The following is a 23,967-nucleotide window of genomic DNA, read 5'->3' as shown; positions in this document are numbered from 1 at the left end:
GTGAATTATTCAACCTGTAAAGCAATGTTTGAACCAAACAGATCCTTCTTTGTATCTGCTATGATGACACAATCGTATTTCCCCTTGGGAAGATCGGCTACCGGGATTTCGAATGTGCCGCAGTTGCCCGGATAGAGCATTCTGGTACTTGGTTCGGTCGTTTTCAGTTTGTTACCGGCCGGATCGTAAATTTCCAGCAGCACACTGGTGCGTGCCCCGAAAGTGCCGTTGTTTTTCAGCATAATCCGTAATACCGAGTGCTGATCTGAAACTTTGTCAAACACTACGTTTTCGTAGGTTAACGCCGGGCCTTCGAAACTGCCTACGTCCACTATGATCTGGATCGCATACCGCACCCTGGAATTGACCTGCACACCGTTTTTGGGTTCTTCGCGCACAGGCTCGGCCACTTCCACCATCACCACGGCCCAATAGGTTCCGGGGGATGATTTTTCTTTGTCGAGATCGATGGAATAGCGGAGATCATATTCTTCACTGGCGCCCATTACTTTTTCATCCACGTTGGTTTGAAGAGCGTTTCCAAGCGAGCGGTTGTGGCTGCCTGTTTCGGGGTACGAAGATGACTGGCCGCAATCAGATGTGAGGTCCTGACGGTATACCACTATACGAGACTCTTTCGTACCATCGTTTCTGACTTTTATGTATCCCTGAATTTTAGGATCTGTCGCAGAAAGCGTGTGTGCGTGTGTCAGCCCGTTGACGATAACTACTGATGCATGAAGACTGGTGGAGAAGAGGAGGATGCACGCTGGTTTGATGATGAAGTTAAGTTTCATTATTCCGGAGTTTTTTAGATTGGTCTGGAATGCCGGACTTTGTCAAATGACAGAGCCCGGCTGATAACCACAATAAGAAAATCCAATAATACCTGTTCCCGGATCTTAGTTGTCCGCCAGGGTATAAGTAACGTCTATGGTTGTGCTTCCTGAGCGGAGGTTGGCATAGTTTGCATCCAGGGCAGTAAATGAATAGGTAAGCAAGTGGCCGTTATTGGGCCCGTTGACGGTGTAGGCGCTGCCGATACCGGTAATCAGCGACTGGGCAGAAGTGGTGAGGTTGAACCCCGCCGTAGGCGTTCCTTTGGTACCAAAACCTGTGGCAGATGTCCCGGCCACTACGTGAACGTTGATGCCCGGGATAACCGCGCTGGCGCTCACATCAACATGCTTTGGCGTCGAGGCGGTCTGAATGGAAGAATAATTGAGCCACAAAGTAGCATTGTCGGTCGGAGCGGTGAGTTTTTCGCCCGCTTCCAGGGGAGTAGGTTGGGTAAAGGCAGCGGTAAAATTTTCTGAACCTGATGATGTTTCCAGATCCAGTAAAGCCACTACCGGGACTTCAACCGTAATTTGATGACTATCCGTATTTGTGTCTTGTGCGAACACGGAGAAAGATGACCCGGCGGTCAAAACGAACACTAATACAGATGCCGAACCCGTAAGTTTAGTTCTCATAGAAAGTTTAAAAATTGTTGATAAAATGATTGTGTTACTAATAATTTCAACTACACAACAAATGTAGAAGTATTTTTACAAATAAAAAAAATTTATTAAAGCAATTTTTACATAATTAGCTGTAAAAGAGTGAAGTAATGTAAAATGTGCCAAATTTCGCCAATTTGGCACATTTCATTATTTATTGTACTTATCCTATAATAGCGGTGGGCTGTGGATTTTGTGTACTACACGGAATTATTATATTCTACACAAAAATGGCCACAGGGTTTGATACAGGCACATTTAGGTGAAAACCTTATGCCTTGAAAAAATGTTGAACAGATACACCGGGACTCTGGGCCCTGAAAAAATATTTTTTTACGTAGTGTCAACTTTAATCTTTATGTATCCTCCCCGTAGAATAAAAAAAATTAGTTGCCTGTTTCTTGCCTCTGCGTTCAGTCTGATGTTCCTGGATTCCTGCTCCGTAAAGCTTTCCGACCACTACTATCAAAAATCACTTCCCGAAAACAATTTCGTGGAGAATAGCGGGAATGATTACGCGCTTCACGTGACGGACAAATCGGACATTTCGGGAATCCTCGTCAGGGAAGCTGCGGATTCGCCCCCGATGTCAGAGCCGGTAGGAGATTTGATCGAGATGAATAACCGGAAAACCCGGCCTTACTTTGAACTGGTGTCCGGTGGGGATTCAAGTATCATTACCAATCGCAGGGTTGATTTTAAAAAAGCAGTCAATTTCAGGGATATCGGCGGCATCAAAACCATGGATGGAAAAACGATTCGGTGGGGAAAGGTTTTCCGCTCCGACAATTTGTCCAAAATAAAAAGCAGGGAATTTGACAAGTTCAATGATTTGAACATTAAGACCGTGTATGACCTGCGGACCAACCATGAAATCGAGGGAAAAGAAGATCATCTTCCTGCTGGTGTGAGATATGTACACGCTCCCACAGTGGCCGACAATGAAGGGCAGATTGCCCAATTGCGGGCAAAAGTGATAGGAGGGGAGATCAACGAGGAGGAGGCCAGGGCACAGACACTGTCGTTTTACAAGGAAACCGTGACGGTGAATCTTCCTACCCTTAAGCCGACCCTTCTGCAGATCGTCAATTCCGATGAGCCGGTGTTGTATCATTGTTCGGCGGGAAAAGACCGTACAGGTATCGTTTCCGCGCTGATCCTGTCGGTACTTCGTGTAGACAGGGAAACGATTGTGAAAGAATATCTCTTGTCCAATTACTACCGGCGCGCCAAAACTGAAAAATTACTGCGTAAAGCAAAAATGGCCAAAGTCATCAAGCCGAAAATGGATCTTAAAGCCATTGAAGTTTTCATGACCGTGGATGAAAGCTATATCCGTGCGGTTTTTGACGTCATCGATAAAGAATACGGCGGCATCGACAAATTTACCCAAAACCAGCTTGGCATTGATGATGCTTCAAGAGAAGGGATCGTGGGGCGGTTCACCTACTAATGGCGTCTACTGAATGTTGGAAGGCTTGCCGTTTTTTCGTAAATTCATTTAGTGAAAAAGTGGCAATCGGAAGGACTTGATTTTATTATTGATAAACTGACAAATTCTATTGAGAACACTTTGACAGGAGAAGTGTTTGATACTGAAGTTGTGAGATTAGGTCTTAATGATTCTGCACAAATCAAGCCGAAAGACTGGCAGTTTGATTGGGTTGAAGAGTTGCGAGATAAAACAAAAGAAGTCTACAGACTCACAACAGTCAACAATCCGACAATTATACAGGGTCTTCTCAGTATTGAGGACAAAAAGGATCACATTTTTATGCACCTTATTGAAAGCGCCAAATTCAACAAAGGAAAAGAAAAAGTGTATTATGGAGTTCCAGGAAACTTAATTGCCTTCGCCTGCAACAGTCAGTTGACAAGGGTTTTGAAGGTTTTGTCGCTTTCGACTCAAAATCTGCCCTCATTAAGCACTATGAACATTAAGCACTATGAAGAAACGCTTCATGCTACTCATTTTCGTGGACTAAGAATGTTTATTGAAACGAATGCTGCAACAAAACTGATCTCACGTTACTTTAAATGCTGAAAATTATGGGACTCATAAAAGAACCAAAAGATATTGACTTTTCAACTAAATCGGAGCCCTGGACGGAACAGGAGCTTTCTGAGTTTAGGAAGATTATGCAGGAGATCAAAAGCCGTAATGCAAAAATCAAACAAGAATCGCTGCAAGAAACAGGCAAGGTTCAGCCTACATAATCCTAGAACAACCCCTCCACATATTCAGCCCGGTAAATCGGGCCTGCCGCTTTTAATGTCCAGATGATATTTCCGGTTTTATCCGTTTTGACCAGCTTGCCGTTGGTAGCGCTGGCAGACAGGATAGTTCCGTCGGGCAGGAGCATGGTGCTTCCCATAATCGGCGAATACAGTGTTGATGAAAATGGAATGTTGATACGCGGTGTTGTTTCGAGGGTGGTTTCGTTCAGTGCAAACGAGAGGACTCTGGTGCTGGGCCTCGCGGCGCCGCCGTTATCAAAAAGCATGATCTCGTTGTTTCCGTTGCGGTGGGCAAAGTGCTGGAACATAAAATGACTTCCTTCCGGCATTTTTACATTGCCGTTTTGGCCCAGCTTCCACATCACTTTCCCGGTAATTGCATGGATCTTCCAGACCTGCGACAACGCGCGGAACGATACGATATAATTGTTGTCCTTATCAATCACCAGCGAATTTCCCCATGGCTGAGCAAAATTGGAAGGGTCAATGTTGGTCAGCTCTGGAAAAATGGACCACTCCCAAACCTTGTTTCCCTGGCTGTCGAGCATTAGCAGGCCATCGCCGGGCAGGTTGTTCTGGAACTCATTTGTGATTGCTACAATGTTCCCTTTTGCATCCATCTGCAGGTCGTGGTGCACCGATTTGTCAAAACCCTTTTCGCCCATTCTGAAATAGGAAAGCGTATCGCCTGCAAGCGAGGTTTCAAGAATAATGTTGCCATCGCCGAACGGGGTGCCGTTTTCATCCAGCAGCATCAATACCGTGTTTTTGGGAGTAAGGCGGGCGGTTTTGATCGCATATTTGGCAGGAGGCGACCAGTACCAGGCGATTTTGCCCGTTTTATCTAGTAAAAACAGACCATTCGGTTTGATTGAAGGAACTACGAAGTAATATCCAGGCAAACTTTCCTGAATACTATTCTCACTTTCGCTGTAAAATGTTTTCAGCCAGTCGGGTATTGCGGCAGTAGTAAAGGTCTTGACATCCCCCGCTGCGACGCGGTTACCGCTTTCGTCGGCTATCAGCACCTTATAATTGTAAGCTGTTTTTTCCTTTAACTGAAACAGTGCAACGGAATGGTTGATTTTGGACGCGGAAACTGCGGACCTCAATGCTTCGCCTTCACTTCCCGACGCCGGCCAGTATTCGACCACCGCGTCTGACTCCCTGGAAAGACCGAATTTGATACGGGCTGTCAGGGCGGAAATTTCATTGTTGATCACCGTCGCCGATTGTACCTGCGGCGGCAGATCAACCGCATCATTTTTGCAGGAAACAATGCTTCCTGCAAAAATGATGAATGTATAAAACTGTATTTTTCCCGACATTATAATTATTCCTTATCCCACCAAACTCTTTTTAACCAATCGTCTGCGCCGCCGATCCTGCTCACTGCGCTTTTGTAATTCGTCGGGTTTTGTACCGCTTCTGATTCCGGGTAGAAGAACCGGCGGGGGATCACACCGTTTGTGCCGCTGGTGTACCAGTCTACCGACTTGAACGGTACCAAAGCCGGATAGCCCGTGCGGCGGTAGTTGGAATATGCCTCGCTGCCGTTCAGGAAGAAGTTCACCCACATCTGCTCATGGATCACTTTCATGCGGCCTTCGAGTGTGGCCGGAAATACTTTGTAAGTAGCTTTGAGCGTATCGATCGCCGCCTGGGAAATAGCAGGCGCGCCCGGGTAGCTGGCCATCATTTCACAGCCAGCCTGGATTCCCTTATTAAAATGATCCTGCGGTAGAGTCTGCCCGCCCCAGCCACGTGCCGCGGCTTCTGCCAGCAGCAGCTCTACCTCGGCATAGGTAAGGTGGAAAAACGGTGCATTGAACGCAGCTACGTATTTGCTGGGCTGCATCCGGCGGTAGGCAGTCGGTACCACCACACTTTGTCCGGAAGCCAGCACGATGGTCTGGTCGGGCATCCATACATTCCACGACATGGCGCCATAGGCAAGTCCTTCCTGTAAATAAGGCGTGATGTCCAGGTTATTGTTATTATCAATGGCCTCGCTGCCGTTAACGGGCAGGTAAGTCCCTCCATAAATAGACAATCTCGGATCTTTCGTCAATTTCATGTAATCAACCAGCGTGTTGGCCAGCCTGAAACCGGAAGAAGACACATCGGCCTGGAAAACCTGCGAGCGTCCGTTGCCGCGGTTTTCGCCAAAAGTATAGTTTACCGCCTCATGCCTCATGATGCAGGAAAAGCTGTTATCAGTCATGACACCGCCTGCAATTGCCGCTTCTACCTGCTGTTTTGCAACATCCGGCTTTATTTTGGTCAGCCTGAAACCCAGCCGCAAACGCAGGGAATTGCCGAATTTGATCCATTTGTCAACATTGCCATCATAAAATGCATCGCCTTCCACGGTTGGCTTTGTGACGTCCATCGCCTTGACGGCCGCGTCCAGTTCAGAAAAGAAGCTGTTGTAGATCTCTTCCTGCGTATCATATTTGGGCAGGAAAATCTTTTCGGTATAGCCCTTGATCGCTTCTGAATAGGGAATATCTCCGTACAGATCTGTTAAACGGGAGAAAATGTACACGCGCATAATCCTGGCGGCAGAATTGATATTCACCAGGTTAGGATCGTTCGCAGTCCGGTCCACCAGATCCTGGATATTTTTGAGGTCGCGCGGATAGGTCGTTTCCCAAAGCGTATACCATTGTCCTTTGTCCAGGATACGGTACTGGCCTCCATGCTGCGTCCACCACGAGCCGGATAAATGCTGCACCAGCGGCGAGCTGATCGCCAGGTCATACCGCCACACATCTTCCCGCTGGCCCGAAAGGTCAGCCTGCACTTTGGTCAGCTGCACGCCCGGAGAGATGGTCGGGAACCCTGCCGGATTTTTATTAAGTTCTTCAAAATGTTCGGTGCAGCCCTGCATGAGCATGGCAAGCGCAGCCAATGAATATATGATCTTTTTCATTTTTGATATCTTATTTAAAATTTCACCACCAGATTGAAACCATACCTTTTACGTCCCGGAAGAGAACCGTACTCAAATCCTTGTCCGTTGCCGTTGTTGTAGTTGGACTCCGGATCGATATTTGGCGTTTTCTTGCTGATAATCCACAGGTTACGTCCGATCACACCCAATGTGATAGTTTTGAAAGGTGTCTTTTTGAGCAGGGCATTGGAGAAAGTATAGTTCAGGCCCAGGTCGCGCAGCTTGATGTAGCTCGCATCATAGATAAAAGGCTCAGGAATGTTGTTCCCGATACTCTGCCAGTAGGCAGCCGGACTGATCGGAATGGTATTGGGCGCACCTTCCTGGTTCACGCCTGCGCCGATAAAGCCCCGGTTCGCACGGTCCACATAATAAGGGCTGGTGGGATCATCCAGATTGGCCTCCGCACCAGCTGCCTGTGCTGATGCCTGGGCAAGCTGGCGTTCGCGCTGGTACTCATTCCACGACTCCCGACCTTCCTCGGTATTGGCATGGGAGCCGTTCATGTGCATCGTCATATTGGTCATTGAAAACAGGTCTCCGCCCATTCTTACATCAAGTGATGCTTTCAGTTGCAGGCCTTTGTAAGCAACCGAAGTGATCAGCCCACCGGTCCAGTCGGGCAGGGTGTTGCCAAGTGGTATGGGCTGGGTAGTTGGAAGCGGTTCGCCGTTGCTGCTGTTGAAAACGCGGTTTCCGTTGGCATCACGCAGGAAGCCGTTCCCCATAATGGTACCGAAAGGTTTTCCTTTTTCAGCGATAATGGTCGCACCTGCCCAGCGTGCTTCGGCTACTGTGAATGTTTCGAGCAATTCGCTCAGTTCTACCACCTTGTTCACGTTTTTGGCAAAATTCAGAGACAAATCCCATTGAAAACCGTTCGCAAGTTTAACAGGTGTGGTGTTCAGCAATATCTCAACCCCTCTGTTTCTCAGCTTGGCAGCATTCAGGGAAGCGGTATTGAAGCCGGTGGTTTCAGGAACGGTAATGTCCAGGAGCACGTCGTTGGTTACTTCATCATAATAAGTAAAGTCGATGCCTACGCGGTCGTGGTAAAGCCTGATGTCCGTACCTACTTCAAAAGATGTTTTGATCTGTGGTTTCAGGTTTGCATTCGGGATGGAACCGCCCAGGATTTCCCCCATCGGCAGGCCTCTGATCGAGCGGCCGGTCAGTCCGTAGGCGAAAGTGGTTTTGTATGGATCAAAATCACTTCCTACCTGACCGAAGGAAGCTCTTACCTTGGCAAATGACAATGCCGGGGATTCAATTTTAAATGCGTCGGTTATTACAAAACTCACGTCCGCAGAGGGATAGAAGAATGAATTGTTCTGTGGCGGCAGGGTAGAAGCCCAGTCGTTTCTTCCCTGAAGGTTCAAAAACAGATACTCGCGGAAACTCAGCTGCGCACTCGCAAATACCGACTGGATTTCCTTTCTGTTGTCAAAAGGCTGGATCAGCTTTTCGGAGAAATTGACCAGATTGGCGGTTCCAGGCTGGATGATCTGCGTCGCGTTGATATTGTTTCCTTTGCTTCTGTATTTCATCACGTTAGCCCCGAGCATAGCCGATACTTTGAAGTCCTTTCCAAGATTTTTGTTAAAATTCAACAAACCCTGGAAGTTGGTTTCATTGGTATTCATGGTAAGCTGGTTCAATGCGCCTCCGTCGTAAGCCGGGGTGTATTTATCATAAAAGTTGTCATTGCTGAAAGAAAAGAAATCGGTACCTGCCTGCAAATTGAGACTGAACATGCTGTTCAGCGTATAATTCACATTGATATACCCGCCGGCGCGTTCTTTTGAACTCCTGTTGAAAGTCTTGTTCAGCGTCCAGTAAGGATTGGCGCGGTAAATATTACCCGTGTAGTTTTTGTAGGTGCCGTCCGGGTTCATGTAATCCTGCAACCATGCCTGATCAAAATTTGCCGCAAGTCCCAGCAGCCCGTTTCCGATGTTGCTCACTTCATCTGTGAGCGCCGGACGGTTTCTTACTTTTTCGGTCATGTAGTTGATCTTGGTGTCCACCGAAAGTTTGCTGGTGACCTTGGAAGTAGCGCGTATCGCAAATATGTTTTTATCATAACCACTTTTCGGAACAATGTCGCTGTTGGCAATATTGGAATAGGAAATCCGGACGGTGTTATCGTCTTTCCCGCCGGAAACCGCAATGGTATTCATGGAAGTTTTACCTGCACGAAAGAAATCCTGGATATTCTCGTCCATGTACCGGTACGGGCGCACCGTTCCGTCGGCCTGTGTAATGGTCTCAAAATCAGTGAATTTAGGCCCCCAGTTGCTGGTAATGTTTCTGGATTGCAGCGGGTCGGTAGGAAACACGCCGTCGTTTCCCTGTCCGTAAGTTTTCTGGCGCTCATCCATGCGCGTGGAGATCTCATCGATTGTGAAATTACTGTTCAGTTCCACGCCTATGCCTTTATTTGCCTTCCCGCTTTTGGTAGTGATCAGGATAACCCCGTTCAATGCCCGGCTTCCGTAAAGAGCGGCCGCCGCCGAGCCTTTCAGTACCGAAATCGATTCGATATCATTCGGGTTTACATCCGAAAGCCCGTCGCCGAGGTCAAATCCACCCCATTGGCTGGCACTGCCGATGTTTCCGTTCACAGCTGGAACGCCATCAATGACATATAGCGGCTGGTTGCTTCCCTGTAATTCACGTATACCGCGTATCACCACGCGGCTGGAACCTGTCGGCCCGGCTGTGGTGGAGGATATGCTTACGCCCGCTACTTTTCCGGCAATGGATGCAATCGGGTTCGTCTCCCCGTTATTGGCAATGTTTTCGGCGCCAACGTCAGATACGGCATAACCAAGCGCGCGCTTTTCACGTTTGATACCGAGCGCCGTGACGGTCACTTCGGAGAGCACCTGCGTGTCCGGGTCGAGGGAAATGTCTACCACGGTCTGTCCGTTGACGGTTACTTCCCGGGGCGAATATCCGATAAAGGAAAAAGTGAGTACACCACCTTTCGGGACATCGATAGCATAGGTTCCGTTGGAGGCGGTGGCTGTACCCTGGGTGGTGCCTTTGATCAGGACTGAAACACCCGGCAGCGGTTCGTTGCTCTCGGAATCCTTGATGGTCCCCTTTACAGACACGGTTTGTGCATGCAACTGAAATGCGAGCAACAGAAAGAAGATGAGAGGAGAGATTCTTTTCATGCGGTTGTCAGTATAAAATTTTGTAGTAGATGTGATTGGTAAAAGAGTAGTTGGTCAAAGGAAAAGTTTGCAGGTATTTTGTTTTGTAAAATACATCTGCAAAACTAGCCCGATAAAGGCTCGGGAGGGGTATTCAAATGTTACATATTGCGTTATCAGTTGTTACCTGGTGCGTGTAACATTTAAAAATTCCGAGAAATCGACAGTTTGGTATCAGGCAGTTAAACCGATGGGGTACCACCGCTTTTCTTGCGGGAAGTGTAGGTGGAAGGCAGTTCGCCAAATTGTTCACGGAAGTGTTTGGCGAAGTATTTCGGATTGTTGAATCCTACCTGGTAAGCAATTTCGGACACAGTAAGCTGGCTTTGTTCCAGCAGCTGGCGCGACCGGTCGAGGCGGATGGAGCGGATAAAATCGACCGGCGATTTTCCGGTGAGGGTATGCAGTTTGCGGTACAGATGAATGCGGCTCATGCCCAGCTCCCTGCTGAAAGCTTCCACCGAAAAATCAGCATTCGCAATGTTTTTCTCAACTATGGAAATTGCTTTCTGGATCAGCTTTTCATCCAGCGAACTGATCGCCACATCTTTTCCTTTGATTGTGATCTGCTGCCGGTACGCTTTCCGGGCGGCACTTTGCTGTTTGAGCAGGCTTTTGATCTTGGATTGAAGTATATCAAAATTGAATGGTTTTTCAATGTAATCCTGCGCCCCGGTTTCGTACCCTTCCAGTTTGTGTTCTTCCGAATTGCGGGCTGTCAGGAGCAAAACAGGAATGTGGGAAGTCTGTGCATTGTCTTTAAGCTTCTTGCAAAGTTCGATCCCGTTCATTTCCGGCATCATCACATCGCTTACGATCAGATCGGGGATTTCGTGCAGTGCTGTTCTTAAGCCCTGTTTCCCGTCAACGGCTTCAAAGATATGGTACAGGTCTGAAAGGTTGTCTTTCAGGTAGTTGCGGAAGTCGTCATGGTCTTCTACTAGCAGAATAGTTGCTCTTTCCTCGCCGACTTCCATCTGAACTGCTTCATTTTTCGCTTCCGTCACCAGTTCGCCGGGACGCTCGTCAGCCGGCCGTAAAGCAGCAGTTGTCAGCGTTTTTTGAATGGGTAAAACGACGAAAAAACAGCTTCCCTGATCGGGCGAACTGGTAACGCTGATGCTCCCGCCGTGCAGTTTTACAAATTCTTTGGTGATCGACAGCCCTATACCGCTGCCCTGGTTCACCATGCTTGCCGGAAGCTCATTCTGAAAAAAGCGGTCGAATATCTTTTCTTGTTTTTCCATCGGGATACCAATGCCGGTGTCCTCCACTTTGATTTCGAGGAAGGTATTTTGCTGATTACCAGGATTTCCGATGATATTGGTTGAAACTTTCACGATGCCATTTTCGGGTGTGAACTTGAAGGCATTTGAAAGCAGGTTGAAAAGGATTTTTTCCAGCTTGTCTTCGTCAAAATATGTCGTCAGCTCTTTGACCTCTGATTCAAAACAAAGTTTCACATGCTTTTTCTCGGAAAGGTCTGAGAATGAAAAACTAGTTTCGCGTATGAATTTCAGGATATCGCCCTGGGTGGGGTTAAACCTGATCTCCTGAAATTCCAGTTTCCCGAGGTCTAGCAGCTGATTGACCAGGTTAAGCAGCCTTTTTGAATTGCGGTAAATGAGGTTCAGTTGACCGTGCGCCTGCGGGTCGGACGCATTTTTGAGCAGCTTTTCGAGCGGGGCGAGGATTAATGTGAGCGGCGTGCGAAATTCGTGGCTTACATTGGTAAAAAAGTTGATTTTCATCTGATCCAGCTCGTGCATGCGCTTCGCCTCGTTTCTTTCCTGCTGGTGCCGGAATTTCAGCCTTTCCCTTTTCTGGATCGTTTTTCTTGAAAAATACAGGATAAGAATAGTCAGAATTACATAGACCGTGATCGCAAGGTTGGTTTTCCAGAGCGGTGGCAGCATCGTGATTTTCAGCTCAGCACCGTTTTCGTTCCACAAGCCGTCGTTATTGGATGCTCTTACTTTGAAGATATAGGTTCCCGGATCAAGGTTCGTGTAGGTTGCTTTCCTGGATTCGTCGATTTCCGTCCGCCATTCCTTATCAAAACCTTCGAGCATATAGCGGTACTGGTTTTTTTCGGCATGGAAAAAATTCAGGGCGGAAAATTCGATCGACAATACGTTCTGGCTGTGTTTCAGGGTAATTTCCCGGGTCTCGTTCACAGCTTTGCCCAGAATAACCTTATGATCAAATTTCTCCCCGATCCCTACTTTTTTGTTGAAGAGAAAAAGATTGGAAAGGATCACCTTCGGGGCGGTATTGTTGCGGGTAATTTCACCCGGATTGAACAGGTTGAAGCCTTTTGATCCGCCAAAGAGCATCTCGCCGCGGCTGGTGGCGAGGGCGGCATTTTCGTTGAACTCCTTACCCTGCAAACCGTCCGATTCATCATAAGTGCTAAACTGAAAAAGCCTGTTTTTATCCTGTCCGCTCACTTTTAAACGACTGATACCGTTGGGCGTGCCAAACCAGATATTACCCGACCGATCTTCCGCCACGGATAAAATTGTATTATGCGATAACCCGTCTTCCTTGCGGAACGTCCTGAATTTCCCGGTAACCCTGTCGAGCAGGTTGAGGCCCTCGTGCGTACCGATCCAGAGCATGCCGCGGCTGTCCTCAAAAATCGTATGGATCAGGTTGTTGCTCAATGTATTAGGATCTTTTGCATCGCTGAGGTAATGCGTAAACCGGCTGGTTCTGTAGTCATACTTTTCCAGTCCGTAGGAAGTGCCGATCCAGAGGTTGCCTTGCCGGTCTTCCCGGATTTCGCTCACATAGCTGGCATGTATGGAATACGGCGCTCCACTGGGGAAATGCGTGAAAATTCCTGTTTTTTTATCAAGACGATCAAGGCCGCCGTCGAGGGTGCCGATCCAGATGTACCCCCGCGAATCTTCAAAAAGCTCCCAGATGCTGTCGTCGGAAATACTGTTCTTGTCGGAAGGTTTGTTACGGTAGCTTTTGAAATTTTTGCCATCAAAGCAGCTCAGACCGCCGTAATAGGTTCCTACCCAGAGCTTTTTGTCCCTGTCGATCAGCAGGCTTACGATCACATCGCTGCCGAGGCTGTTCGGATCGCCGGGTTTGCTGACATAACTGGTGTAGGTGTTTTTAGTCCGGTCGAAATAAATCAGGCCGCCGCCGTTTCCGCCCAGCCAGAGATTGCCTTTTTCATCTTCCGCAAATCTGTTGAAATCATTGTAAGGCAGGCTTTCCGGTTTCGATCTGTTGTTTTCATATAAGGTAAACCGGAAAATATTTTCGTGGTGGTAATTGATCCCGTCCTTGTAAGTCCCCGTCCAGATTATTCCGGAATTATCCTTGTACAAACTGTTGATGGTGTTCTGGCTCAGACTTTTGTTGTTGTCTTCGTCGTGCAGCAGGTAGGTTATTTTCCACGTCTTTTTGTCAAGAATATTAATGCCGCCGTGGTCGGTGCCAATCCATATCAGACCGCGGTTGTCTTCCACGATGCCCTGGATAATATTAGAGTTCAGCCTTGAATTTCCCTTTTTCTCACCAATTTTTTCAAAAGTGTTGGTTTTGGCATTCAAATAAAAAACACCCTGATTGGCCCGCAGTACATACAGCCAGAGGTCGCCGTCGCGGTCAATAGCGCAATTGTAAAGTAATTGCTGGGCTTTGTTACGGTTTTTAAGGAATGTGTTTCGGGCAAGCAGCTTGCGGCCATCGGCACGCAGCCTGTCCAGTGTCCCGTTTTTATGGACTACCCATATATTTCCCCGTTTGTCTTCCTTTATTGATGCAATCTGGTTGTTTTCAGGCTGGTTGCCTTTTGCAAAAACAATACGGGTGGTCTTTTTGGCAACCGATTTGCTCCCCGGCTGATAGCGATAAAGGCCTTGTGTATCATGTACAAACCAGTAATTTCCTTTTTTATCCCTGATTATATCGGTTACGGAAGCGTCGGGCAATGCGAACCTTTGGACATAGCTGATGGTATTGCGGATAAAATTTTCTTTGTGAGGGTCGTATATGGTCGTTCCTTCGATGGTCGTCACCCATATCTTTCCATCCGGATCCTCGAAAAGCTTGATGACATTGTTGTTGAGCAGCGAAGTTGAATCGCGCATGTCGTTCAGAAAAACCCTCACATTGCGTCCGTCGTACCGGTTGAGCCCCGATATGGTTCCAAACCACATAAACCCCCGGCTGTCTTTCAGAAAACAGGTCACCTGGTTATTGGACAGGCCATCGTTGGCATTCAGCTTCATAAACCTGTACTCGGTAGACTGGGCTGAGGCGCGGCCGCAAACCAAGAGGAAGACAACCGTAAGAAGCAGTGCTCTCGCCAGCATGGGGGAGGGGCTTTTGTTCATTCAGGCAAAATAGGGATTTTTTTGAATGATTGAATGAGTTAATGATTGAATGAGTGAATGAGTGAATGATTGAATGAGTGAATGAGTGAATGATTGAATAAGTGAATGATTGAATGAGTGAATGATTGAATGAGTGACACCAAAACTCAGCTGACTCGGAGGGTAAGATTCGTTTGTCAATCTGCTACTGATCATGCAAGTTCGGCGTAGCTTCCAGCTACATCAGATCGAAGGCCGGTGACCGGCAAGAGCAGTAAATTTTCGTTGAATCCATCTGTGTCACAAAGGCAACTGACTATTTTTTAGCAATTGAGCATGATGATCCGCCTGGCGGCTTCAAACAATTTCGCTGGGTCGTTTCATTACATTGAAACTGATCGCCCGATCAGAAACCCATTGCGGTTCTCAGGCCATTTATGCCTGGCGTGCTGCGAAACCGCTGACTGTTCGTGCCGGTCCCGTTTCCTATTCTCAGAATAAAAACCGAAATTGTAAAACACGACCTCATTACTATTTGCAACATTAAAATTCTGACAAAATATGCATGTAAAGCTCCTTGTATTTGCCTCGGTATTAACGATAGCCACCCATCTGCGGTCAGTGGGCCAGTCTTTTAATAACTTCCCGGTAACCACCCAAAAACCGCCGCTTCATGCGAAACACTGGATCGGGATTACCGGAAAACCACTGGCTGCCACGGCGGGATCAATGATTTTCAGCAAGGGCGGAAATGCAGTGGATGCCTCCTGCGCAATGCTGGCTGCTACCTGTACCATGTGGGACGTACTGAGCTGGGGAGGCGAAACGCAGGCTTTGATATACAATCCGAAAACCAAAAAAGTGATCGCGATCAATGCGATGGGTGTGGCTCCGACGGGCGCAACCGCCGACTTTTTTAAAAATAAAGGAATGCAATATCCGCCGGAATATGGCCCGCTGGCAGCTACCACACCTGGAACCGCCGGGGGACTGATGACCATGCTGGCGGAATATGGCACCATGAGCCTGAAAGAAGTTTTGAAACCCGCTATGCAGCTGGCCGGGGGGTACCCTATAGAAGCGCAAACTGCCAATTCCATCGAAAAAGAAAAGAATAGAATTAAAGAATGGCCGTATTCCAAAAAGGTATTCCTGCCACATGCAGGAGAAGAAAGGGAGGCGCCGGATGCCGGGGAGATCTTTGTGCAAAAGGATCTTTTGGCCACTCTGCAAAAACTGGTGGATGCCGAAGAACAGGCTCTTAAAAAAGGCAGGAGCAGGAAAGAAGCGATTTATGCGGCCAATGACCGCTTTTATAAAGGTGATATTGCAAAAGAGATCGCACGAGGCTGCCAGGAACAGGGGGGGCTGATCACGGAGGCCGATATGGCCAACTGGAAAGTGAAGATCGAAGAGCCGCTGATGACAAATTACAAGGGTATTGATGTATACAAAATGCAGCAGTGGACGCAGGGGCCGGTCATGCTGCAGGCACTGAACATGCTCGAAAACATAGACCTGAAAAGCATGGGCTACAACTCTTCCCGTTACATCCATACATTATACCAGGTCATGAACCTGGCGTTTGCCGACCGTGATTTTTACTACGGAGACCCTGCTTTTGGCCCGGAGGAACCGATGAAAGGCTTATTGTCCAAGGAGTATGCGAAGGAACGGGTGAAGTTGATCAACTGGGAGAAAAACGATCCCAAAATCCTGCCTGGCGATCCATATCCTTTTGAGGGAAAAACAAATCCTTATACCGATCTGATCAGGAATTGGGGTGCCAAACAGGTTTCCCAGCGGAACCGGAACGGATTGGACGAAAAATTCATGGAAGAATTTACAGCAGGTACAACGTCTGTTGAAGCTGCCGACGAGGAAGGATGGGTGGTTTCGATCACGCCGAGCGGAGGTTGGGTGCCGGCCTGTATTGCGGGTAATACAGGAGTAGGTTTGAGCCAGCGTATGCAGTCATTCGTGCTGGACCCGAAAGAAAATCCTTTTAATGTGGTCGAGCCGGGAAAAAGGCCGAGGGTAACGCTCACACCCAGCCTCGCTTTGAAAGACGGGAAACCTTTTCTGTCTTTTGCCAAGCAGGCAGGAGACGAACAGGATCAATTGTTACTGCAGTTCTTTTTGAATATCGTGGAATTTGGAATGACCGTTCAGGAATCGACCGAAGCGCCCAGTTTCAAGACTTTGCAGATGTACTCTACGTTCGGGTTACATGAAAAAGATCCCGGCGGGTTGATCCTCAACGAGTCCATGCCGCCCTGGTCAAGAAAAGAATTGTCCCGGATGGGTTATAAGCTTACCTACCAACCCCGTACGAGCGGGCCGATCAATGCGATTTATTTTGATTGGGTACATGGCACTATGTGGGGTGGTTCGAGCAACCATGGTGAAGATTACGGAATTGGCTGGTAAACTTTGCAACAACTGTTTTGCGATCTCCAATTAACCTCGGACATTCGTTTGCCCCGGACTTAAGTCCGGGGCTGATTTTTTCCTTCCGTAGAGTTTTTGCATCCTCCTTCAGGCGGATCGTTTCAACATTCAGCGTTTGTCTTCGCCGGTTTCGATATCCAGTTCGGCAGGTTCAAAACCGACGATGCTCACGACCACGACGTGGCTTCCGGCCGGTACATCTTTGAGTTGATAATCACCATTTTCATCTGTTACAGTCCCGAACCTGGAATGCTTGATCTGAATTGTTACAAAAAGCACCTCGCTTGCCGTCACTTGTGACCAAACTGCCTCTCATATGTGTTCTGGATGTTTGCTGCACATGCGGTCCGCTGATATACAGTAAGAATGTTATGAGAAAGGATATTTCATTTGGGTAGATATCAAAATTTAACTGTAAAACTTGCTGAGAAACGTCTGGGCGTCTGCGGCTGAAGGGATGTGTTCCAATACCTTTCATTGTTGATATTGTCCATTTTAAGACCAATGCGGTAGCCTGGCTGATCGTAGAATATGGTGGCATCCAGCACTGTGTAGGCAGGGATCGTGAATTCACGTGTTGTATTGTTGATCACGAATTGTTCGCCGCTGTAATTGAAACCCGCACCTATTCCCAAACCTTTGGCAGAACCGGCAGGCAGGCGATAGCTCGCCCATAAATTCGCAGTGTTTTCAGCTCCTGAATTAGTCGGACGGCGCCCGTTTACGTTTTCGTTCGCTTTGGCGAGTTTGCTGGCATTGTACGCATAGCCGGCAAGGATATTCAGTCCGTTCACAGGATTCATGATAAGCTCGAAATCGACGCCTTTGCTCGTCTGGTTACCATCCTGCACCTGAAAACGGTTGCCGTTCACCGGATCACGTTCCATATCGGTCCGTACCAGATTGATCACTTTGATACCATAATAACTGATCGTGGCACTCACCTTATTATCCAGCACATCCAGTTTCACGCCCGCTTCCGTCTGGTTGGCAAACTGAGGCTTGAAGTTGGAAACAGATCCGTCGGGCTGGTTCACAGGCGCCACAAACTGGTAACCATTCATGTAATTGGCAAAAACGGCAACCTTCTCTTTGACGGGCTGATATACCACACCAAATTTTGGGGACAATGCAGTTTGCTTATATAATCCTGTCGTTGCATTGGACGAATAGCTGTAAGAACCTTTGTTGTCAAACCGGTCGACCCGCAGGCTAAGCATTACCATCAGGTTTTCGGCCAGGTTGAGTACGTCCGAAACATAAGCGCCTACGTAGTTGTATTTGCCTGTGCTGCCGCTGTTGGTAGTGACGGTTGCTACCTTGTTTTTGATCTCATTGATACTGATCGCAGCATAACGTCTGCCGGGATTGATAAAATTGACGGTGTCGTAAACAGCACCGCGGGTATTGGGGAAATCGAAATTCATGGAGCTGTAATCTACTCCGGCTACCACGCGGTTTCTTAAATTGGCGATCTTGAAATCACCAATGAAGTTCTGCTGGATCTGGGTTGCTACTTGCCGGGTGTACTGATCCCAGATATTGCGTGTCACAGTCGAATCAGTGATGGTATTGAGTGTCATCGCAGGAAATTCGAATTCCACCAGGCTGGTACCGACGTTGGTTTGCGAGGTCCACTGGCTGCTGATCTTGTAATTGATCTGCGAATAAAGATTTTGGGTACGGGTAGAGGCGATGATGGAATTATTTGTAAAAGATTGCCTGTAACCGATCCGTAGCTGATCCATGCCCAACGCTTTTACATTGGTGGACGTAATGCTGTTTCCGTAAATATTCGTTCCCTTTCTGCCATAAAGCTCCACATCGAACAGTACAGAAAGACGGTCACTCAGTTTGATGGAAACGCTGGGCGCTACCAGATAGGTTTTTGAAAAACCTGCGTCCTGAAAGCTTTTTTCGCTGTGTAAAGCCGTATTAAGGCGAAGTAAAACGGTTTTGTCTTCGTTCAGGGGGGTATTGATATCAGCAGCGAGGCGGTTGAGGTTCCAGGTGCCGGTAGTGAAAGAAACCTGTCCTTTAAAAACATCGAAAGGTTTTTTGGTAACCCGGTTGAACAGTCCCCCGAAAGTAGACAGGCTTGCCCCGTAAAGTGTTCCAGAAGGTCCTTTGATCGCTTCAATCCTTTCCAGATTGGCAGGGTCAATTTCCGCGACTGAAGAAGTGCCTATGCCGTTTCTGGCAGCATTGCCCAGGTTAAAGCCGCGTGTGACGTTCATATAACGTCCGTTACTGGAATGTGCGACACCGGAATTGGCACCCGGGATATTCTTGAAGGCGCTTTTATAATCGGTCACGATCTGTTCCTGCATGATCTCTTTGGAAACCACATTGTATACCTGTGGGTTTTCAATGTTTTTGAGCGGAAGGCGGGCGATGTGCTCTGACTCTTTCTGCGCAAAACGATTGGTATTGCCTTTGATAAGCACTTCCTGCAAAACCTGTGCATTTTCTTTCAGGGAGATCGGCGGTACAGTGGTTTCGCCCGATACTACGATTTGCTGTTCAATTGCACTGTAACCCACAAGCTGGACGTAGAGAATATGCCTGCCTGCAGGTATTTTTTTCAGGCGGAAATTGCCTTTGCTATCTGTTACGGTGCCGGTCTGAAGTTCCTTGATACCGACTGTGACAAATTCGGCAGGCTGACCGTCGGAGGTCAGGATCTGGCCTTTTATGGCCCCGGATTGCGCGAGGACACTGGCTGCTGTCGCAAGCAGCAGCAGGGAAACAAAGTAAAATTTGTTCATTTTCTTAGAATGGAGTGAGTAAGGAAATAACAGGAGTGAAAATGACCGGCAGGCGGATCAGTCCTGCCCGGCGCGGGAATGCTTGAACGATTATTTCACTACGTCAACCAGCAAAGTGGCAGATCTCCAGATAGACTTAAAGGGTTTTCCAAAATGGTCTCCCTCGGCCTTTTCGCTGGTAGAAGCTTCGATTTTATAGGTTCCTGCCCAGATAGGCGTAAATTCTGCCACACCGCTTGCGTTGGAACTTACATTTTTATTCCAGCCGCTTGGTGAGGAAATGCCAACGTGCAGTTTTTCAGCAGGTTTATCCTTCAAAAGGGTTGTCAGATTCAGGGGCTGATTGACTTTGTAAGTCTTTGATGCATCGGCGAAAACCGCGATCTCATTGCCATTGAAAGAAGCGTCGTTGCCGGCAAGGGATTTGCCAACCTTTACAATCGCGCTTGCATTGAACTGGTAAATAGTGGAACCACCCAGTTCTTTGGCAGCCTTACTGATCGATAATGTATATACGCCGTCCTTTTCAGGAGTGAACTCCGAAGTAAAGTGATCTTCGCCGGCAACCGTTGCCAGCTTCACTTTTTGCTTGTCCGGGGTGGTAAGCCACAGTTCAAATTCCTTTACGTCCGAATACCAGTCTGCAATTTTTTCAGGCTTGTCATCCGGCTCGGAATAAACGATTTTAACGGTTTGTTTCTGGCCTGCTTTTCCGGTGGTGCCTGTCTGTATCCACAGTGCGTGGGCAAAAAGATTGCTGACAGACAGAAGCAACAGGGCAACGAGCGTAATGATACTTTTCATTGGGTTTTTATATTGAGGTAGTAAAAATTGTTAATTGTGTTTCTTGAAAAATGCAATTCATATCCTTTCAAATATGACCGGACAAAAGTATACGCGGAATTTCACCTTTGCAAAGTTTATTTAGACTTTTTATAAATAAATATAAAAATGTGGAAGCAAGCGAATGCGAAGCTGCGCTTCGTACCCCTTATTCCAAGGCCTCCGGCCGGTGGTAGTTGAAAGCATCGGCCGGAGGCCTTAAAATAGTCGGCACGAAGCATTAGCTTCGCGACATGCTAACTACCTTTAAGCATATAATCAGGTTCATGAAAAAAAGCATTGCTGTTGTCATTTTTCTTTTGTTATCGCTGGCTTCATCCGCACAAGCTCCGTTTTCCGGTCAGGCAGAAATCTCAGTGATCACTTGCGGCCCGTATCAGGGTGAGGTGTATTCGGCTTTCGGGCACAGCGCCATCCGGGTACGGGATCCATCAACAGGCGAGGACTTGGCTTTCAATTATGGCACTTTCACTTTTGATCCGGCTTTTTATATCAACTTTCCGCGTGGTGACCTGTTTTATAAGCTCGGGGTTTATCCTTATGATCGCTTCCGGGATGCCTACATTTCGCAAAACCGTTATGTGCACGAGCAGGTGCTGGACCTTACGGACGAACAAACGCAGAAAGTTCGTACTTATCTCCATAGGAATGCCCTGCCTGAAAATGCTACCTATCGTTACGATTATTTTTATAACAACTGTGCTACCAAAGTGCGGGATGTGTTTGTAGTGTTGTTCGGAGACAGCATCAGGTTTGACGGTTCATACATCAAAACGGATTATACTATCCGTGAGCTGACTGACAGTTACCTGGCGGAACAGCCCTGGGGCGACCTGGGAATTGATATATGCCTGGGCCTTCCAATGGATAAAAAACTAGCCCCGTTTGAATACATGTTCCTGCCGGATTATATAGAGTCGGGATTCGACCATGCCAAACTGAACGGGCGCAGGATCGTGAAACGAAAAAATATAGTTTACAAATCCAGTCCGGAACCCGCTTCTTTCAGTCTGCTTCATCCCTGGATTGTCTTTAACCTGTTTTTGTTCGGCGCCATTCTGCTTTGCTATTACGACTGGAAGAAGAAAAAGCTCACAAAATGGTTTGACGCTGTTTTGTTTTTTGTTGTTGGACTGGCGGGAGTTTTGCTGGTGTTGTTATGGACAGCTACGGATCATCAGGCCGCTGCAAAAAATCTTAACCTGCTGTGGGCGGTACCTTTCCATGTGGTTGCTGCCGTACTGTTGTTCAGGCCCAGGTTTTATACTTTTGTAGCCGGATATTTTATGATCACAGGCATATTGTCCTGGTTTACTTTGCTTTTGTGGTTTTTTCTCCCTCAGGAGCTGAATGTTTTTTTGATCCCTTTTAATATCGTTCTGGGAATTCGGGCCTATACGATTTCGAGGCTGCTGGTACCAGGCAAGTTAGTGCGAAGCTAAGCTGGCAAGTCGGTGCGAGCTGTGCTGAGAAGTTGGGACGAAGCTGTGCTTCGCGCCATTGCGCCACTTACTGTTTCAATATCCAGTCTGATATTTCCGTCAGCGCGACGGGGGAAAAGGTTTGTTCAATTTTTGCGTATTCCGCAGGCGAGCCGGTATCACATTCCTGAAAAAAGTGATTGAGATCTGGCAGCTCTTTAATGGTTGTCTTTTGGTTGCCACCTTTTTTCAATGCTTCCCCAATGGCAGCCAGATTTTCTTTCGGAGGCACCTGCAGGTCTTTTTCCCCATTTAAAACCAACACCGCGCACGTGACTTTCTCAATTACAGGGACAGGGTCGTATTTCAGCAGGTATTGCCACCAGGGAGTGGATAAGGCGTCGACATTGGCTGCAACAAATTCTTCTTTTGTCATATTCGGGGGCACCAGCTTGTCCGGCATGTCCTCTATATGATCCTTTGCGAATCGGGTCAGGTCTGCCTTTAATGTCTCCGGGTTATCGGATTTTTCGATCATGCCATACACGGCAGCGTTCACTTTTAGCGATTTCTGAATGTCCGTTTCAGATAAACCCATGGCTCTCCCCATCAGCGCCGATTGCATCAGCAGCAACTTATCACCCTTGATTCCGGGTGCGGCGAGGAGCACAATAAAGTTTACATCGGGTGATTGGGATGCGACAATAGGGGCAATCATCCCGCCTTCGCTGTGACCCACCAGACCAATCTTGCCCTTGTTTATTTCCGGTCTTGTTTTCAGGTAAGAAATGGCACTCTCTACATCACGGGCGAAATCCAGGGAAGTCGCTGATTTAAAGTCTCCCGTAGATTGACCAAAACCCCTGTCGTCATACCTTAAGACCGCGATCCCGTTCCTGGTCAGGTGGTTTGAAATGACGAGGAAAGGTTTGTGACCAGCAACTTCTTCATTCCTGTTTTGTGGCCCGCTGCCCGTGATCAGAATGACCGCCGGATAATTACCTTCTTTTGCCGGTAAAGTAAGAGTCGCTGACAAAGTGATGTTTGCTTCCTTGTTTTGGAACGTAACGTCTTCGCTTACATAAGGATAAGGCATTTTGGGCTCCTGCGGCCTGGAAATTGCAGTTTCATCCGGCCAGAATATGAATGCGCCTATTGAAGCGACAGCGATCAGCACGCCGGTTATTATCAGTATTTTTTTGTTCATATTAACTTAGTTTTGCCCGTGAGTTGATGCGAAGCTCTGCTTCGCACCTTTATTCAAAGGCCTCCGGCCGACAATTCAACATCACCGGCCGGAGGCCTTCAAATAGCCTGCACGAAGCAAAGCTTCGCGCCATGTACGGTCGCGCCGCTTATTTCTGAAAACTTGTACTATAATAAGGTGTAAGATGCGAATGCATGGCTTTGCGGAATTCGTCAGCAGTTCCTTCTTTGAGGATCGCGAACAAGTCATAATGCGAACTCGTATTTTGAAATTCGGTATGTATGCCTTTTTCAAAATAGTTTAAAAAAACGTGATCGAAAACAGGCAGCAGCAAAGTCTGGAACCGCTTGAAAGTATCGTTCCCGGTCATTTCGTACAGCTTGCCATGAAATTCTATCTCGTCTTCCTTGGTCAGGGATTTCAATCCTTTCTGTTTTAAAACGATAGCTTCCAGCTCTTTCAGGTCTTTATCCGTCTTGCGGGCAAAAAGGAATTCCGCAATTCCCATTTCCAGGATCAGCCTTAATTCAAAGATATCCTTCATATTGCCCTGGCTCATGATCGAAGGGTTCATGACCTTTTCAATGCCCGCGAGCAGGTCAGGCTGTGACATTACCATGCCGCGCCGTGTTTTGGTTTCTACCATGCCCAGCATCCGCAGGCGGCTCAATGCCTCACGTACCACATTTCTGCTAACATTCAGCTGCTGAGCAATTTCAGTTTCATTGGGTAGCGAATCACCAGGTTTAAAGCCGTTTTCTGTCAGATATTCCCGGAGGGTATTCTCGACACGGTCTGTCATCGACAGGCTTTCTATGCGTTCCAGTGTGTTGGCTTTGGTAATCATCCTATATATTTTTTTACAAAGGCAAGGTAAACATTCCGCCTGGATTAGGAGAATAAATTTCCCTACAAATTATTTTATATAAAATTTATTAGTACATTTATCCTACAAATAAACATCAACAGAAAATTTCCCGCTTTTTTAAATATCCAGTACAAAACACCCATGGTTTAAACTTC

The 23,967-nt window shown here is 47.5% G+C and carries 16 protein-coding genes; 5 read left to right on the top strand and 11 right to left on the bottom strand.

The genetic code is table 11. The features are described 5' to 3' along the window. Positions 1-5: 5 nt before the first annotated feature. Positions 6-797: a hypothetical protein gene (locus FBF61_RS02170; RefSeq protein ID WP_138475521.1), complete on the bottom strand. Its 792-nt coding sequence runs from the start codon at positions 795-797 to the stop codon at positions 6-8. Between the two features lie 105 nt (positions 798-902). Then, a complete protein-coding gene (locus FBF61_RS02165; protein WP_205748212.1) occupies positions 903-1,475 on the bottom strand; it encodes a hypothetical protein in 573 nt (190 codons plus the stop codon). A 385-nt stretch (positions 1,476-1,860) separates the two neighbouring features. On the opposite strand from FBF61_RS02165, the gene FBF61_RS02160 reads away from it, so the two are divergent. Genes FBF61_RS02160 through FBF61_RS02150 form a run of 3 tightly spaced genes read left to right on the top strand, consistent with a single transcriptional unit; the run spans position 1,861 to position 3,719 of the window. Beyond that, positions 1,861-2,955, top strand: a complete 1,095-nt coding sequence (locus FBF61_RS02160; protein ID WP_138475520.1) for a tyrosine-protein phosphatase — start codon at positions 1,861-1,863, stop codon at positions 2,953-2,955. A 51-nt stretch (positions 2,956-3,006) separates the two neighbouring features. Then, entirely contained in the window at positions 3,007-3,546 is a 540-nt protein-coding gene (locus tag FBF61_RS02155) for a hypothetical protein (RefSeq protein WP_138475519.1), read from the top strand. A 5-nt stretch (positions 3,547-3,551) separates the two neighbouring features. After that, the gene (locus FBF61_RS02150; protein ID WP_166444385.1) at positions 3,552-3,719 is read left to right on the top strand and encodes a hypothetical protein; all 168 of its coding nucleotides are present in this window, start codon (positions 3,552-3,554) and stop codon (positions 3,717-3,719) included. A 2-nt stretch (positions 3,720-3,721) separates the two neighbouring features. On the opposite strand, the gene FBF61_RS02145 is transcribed toward FBF61_RS02150, so the two are convergent. The 4 genes from FBF61_RS02145 to FBF61_RS02130 form a co-directional block, all read right to left on the bottom strand. Next, the gene (locus FBF61_RS02145) at positions 3,722-5,068 is read right to left on the bottom strand and encodes an aryl-sulfate sulfotransferase (RefSeq protein WP_138475517.1); all 1,347 of its coding nucleotides are present in this window, start codon (positions 5,066-5,068) and stop codon (positions 3,722-3,724) included. 5 nt (positions 5,069-5,073) lie between these two features. Beyond that, complete coding sequence (locus tag FBF61_RS02140; RefSeq protein WP_138475516.1) at positions 5,074-6,675, bottom strand: SusD/RagB family nutrient-binding outer membrane lipoprotein; 1,602 nt, start codon at positions 6,673-6,675, stop codon at positions 5,074-5,076. A 14-nt stretch (positions 6,676-6,689) separates the two neighbouring features. Further along, the gene (locus tag FBF61_RS02135) at positions 6,690-9,878 is read right to left on the bottom strand and encodes a SusC/RagA family TonB-linked outer membrane protein (protein ID WP_138475515.1); all 3,189 of its coding nucleotides are present in this window, start codon (positions 9,876-9,878) and stop codon (positions 6,690-6,692) included. A gap of 221 nt (positions 9,879-10,099) precedes the next feature. Next, on the bottom strand, positions 10,100-14,275 hold the full coding sequence (locus FBF61_RS02130) for a hybrid sensor histidine kinase/response regulator transcription factor (protein ID WP_229214882.1): 4,176 nt from the start codon (positions 14,273-14,275) through the stop codon (positions 10,100-10,102). 540 nt (positions 14,276-14,815) lie between these two features. On the opposite strand from FBF61_RS02130, the gene FBF61_RS02120 reads away from it, so the two are divergent. Further along, positions 14,816-16,684 (top strand): gamma-glutamyltransferase family protein, encoded by a 1,869-nt coding sequence (locus tag FBF61_RS02120; RefSeq protein ID WP_138475513.1) that lies wholly within the window; start codon positions 14,816-14,818, stop codon positions 16,682-16,684. A 129-nt stretch (positions 16,685-16,813) separates the two neighbouring features. Here the strand turns inward: FBF61_RS02120 and FBF61_RS02115 are convergent, their stop codons facing one another. The 3 genes from FBF61_RS02115 to FBF61_RS02105 form a co-directional block, all read right to left on the bottom strand. Then, positions 16,814-16,999 (bottom strand): carboxypeptidase-like regulatory domain-containing protein, encoded by a 186-nt coding sequence (locus FBF61_RS02115; RefSeq protein ID WP_138475512.1) that lies wholly within the window; start codon positions 16,997-16,999, stop codon positions 16,814-16,816. A 107-nt stretch (positions 17,000-17,106) separates the two neighbouring features. Next, the gene (locus tag FBF61_RS02110; protein WP_138475511.1) at positions 17,107-19,473 is read right to left on the bottom strand and encodes a TonB-dependent receptor; all 2,367 of its coding nucleotides are present in this window, start codon (positions 19,471-19,473) and stop codon (positions 17,107-17,109) included. Positions 19,474-19,563: 90 nt separating this feature from the next. Continuing rightward, complete coding sequence (locus FBF61_RS02105) at positions 19,564-20,277, bottom strand: DUF4198 domain-containing protein (protein WP_138475510.1); 714 nt, start codon at positions 20,275-20,277, stop codon at positions 19,564-19,566. A 305-nt stretch (positions 20,278-20,582) separates the two neighbouring features. On the opposite strand from FBF61_RS02105, the gene FBF61_RS02100 reads away from it, so the two are divergent. Next, positions 20,583-21,758 carry a lipoprotein N-acyltransferase Lnb domain-containing protein gene (locus FBF61_RS02100; RefSeq protein WP_138475509.1) on the top strand — a complete coding sequence of 392 codons (1,176 nt, stop codon included), beginning with the start codon at positions 20,583-20,585 and terminating at the stop codon, positions 21,756-21,758. 67 nt (positions 21,759-21,825) lie between these two features. Here the strand turns inward: FBF61_RS02100 and FBF61_RS02095 are convergent, their stop codons facing one another. Both FBF61_RS02095 and FBF61_RS02090 read right to left on the bottom strand, forming a co-directional pair. After that, positions 21,826-22,944 carry an alpha/beta hydrolase family protein gene (locus FBF61_RS02095; protein WP_138475508.1) on the bottom strand — a complete coding sequence of 373 codons (1,119 nt, stop codon included), beginning with the start codon at positions 22,942-22,944 and terminating at the stop codon, positions 21,826-21,828. 148 nt (positions 22,945-23,092) lie between these two features. Beyond that, the gene (locus FBF61_RS02090) at positions 23,093-23,791 is read right to left on the bottom strand and encodes a FadR/GntR family transcriptional regulator (protein WP_138475507.1); all 699 of its coding nucleotides are present in this window, start codon (positions 23,789-23,791) and stop codon (positions 23,093-23,095) included. Between the last annotated feature and the right edge of the window lie 176 nt (positions 23,792-23,967).

It is taken from the genome of Dyadobacter bucti (assembly GCF_005869225.1).
GTDB classification, from domain to species: Bacteria; Bacteroidota; Bacteroidia; order Cytophagales; family Spirosomataceae; genus Dyadobacter; species Dyadobacter bucti.
The sequence above is the reverse complement of the archived record's forward strand: the minus strand, read 5'-3'. Positions and strand labels throughout refer to the sequence as shown.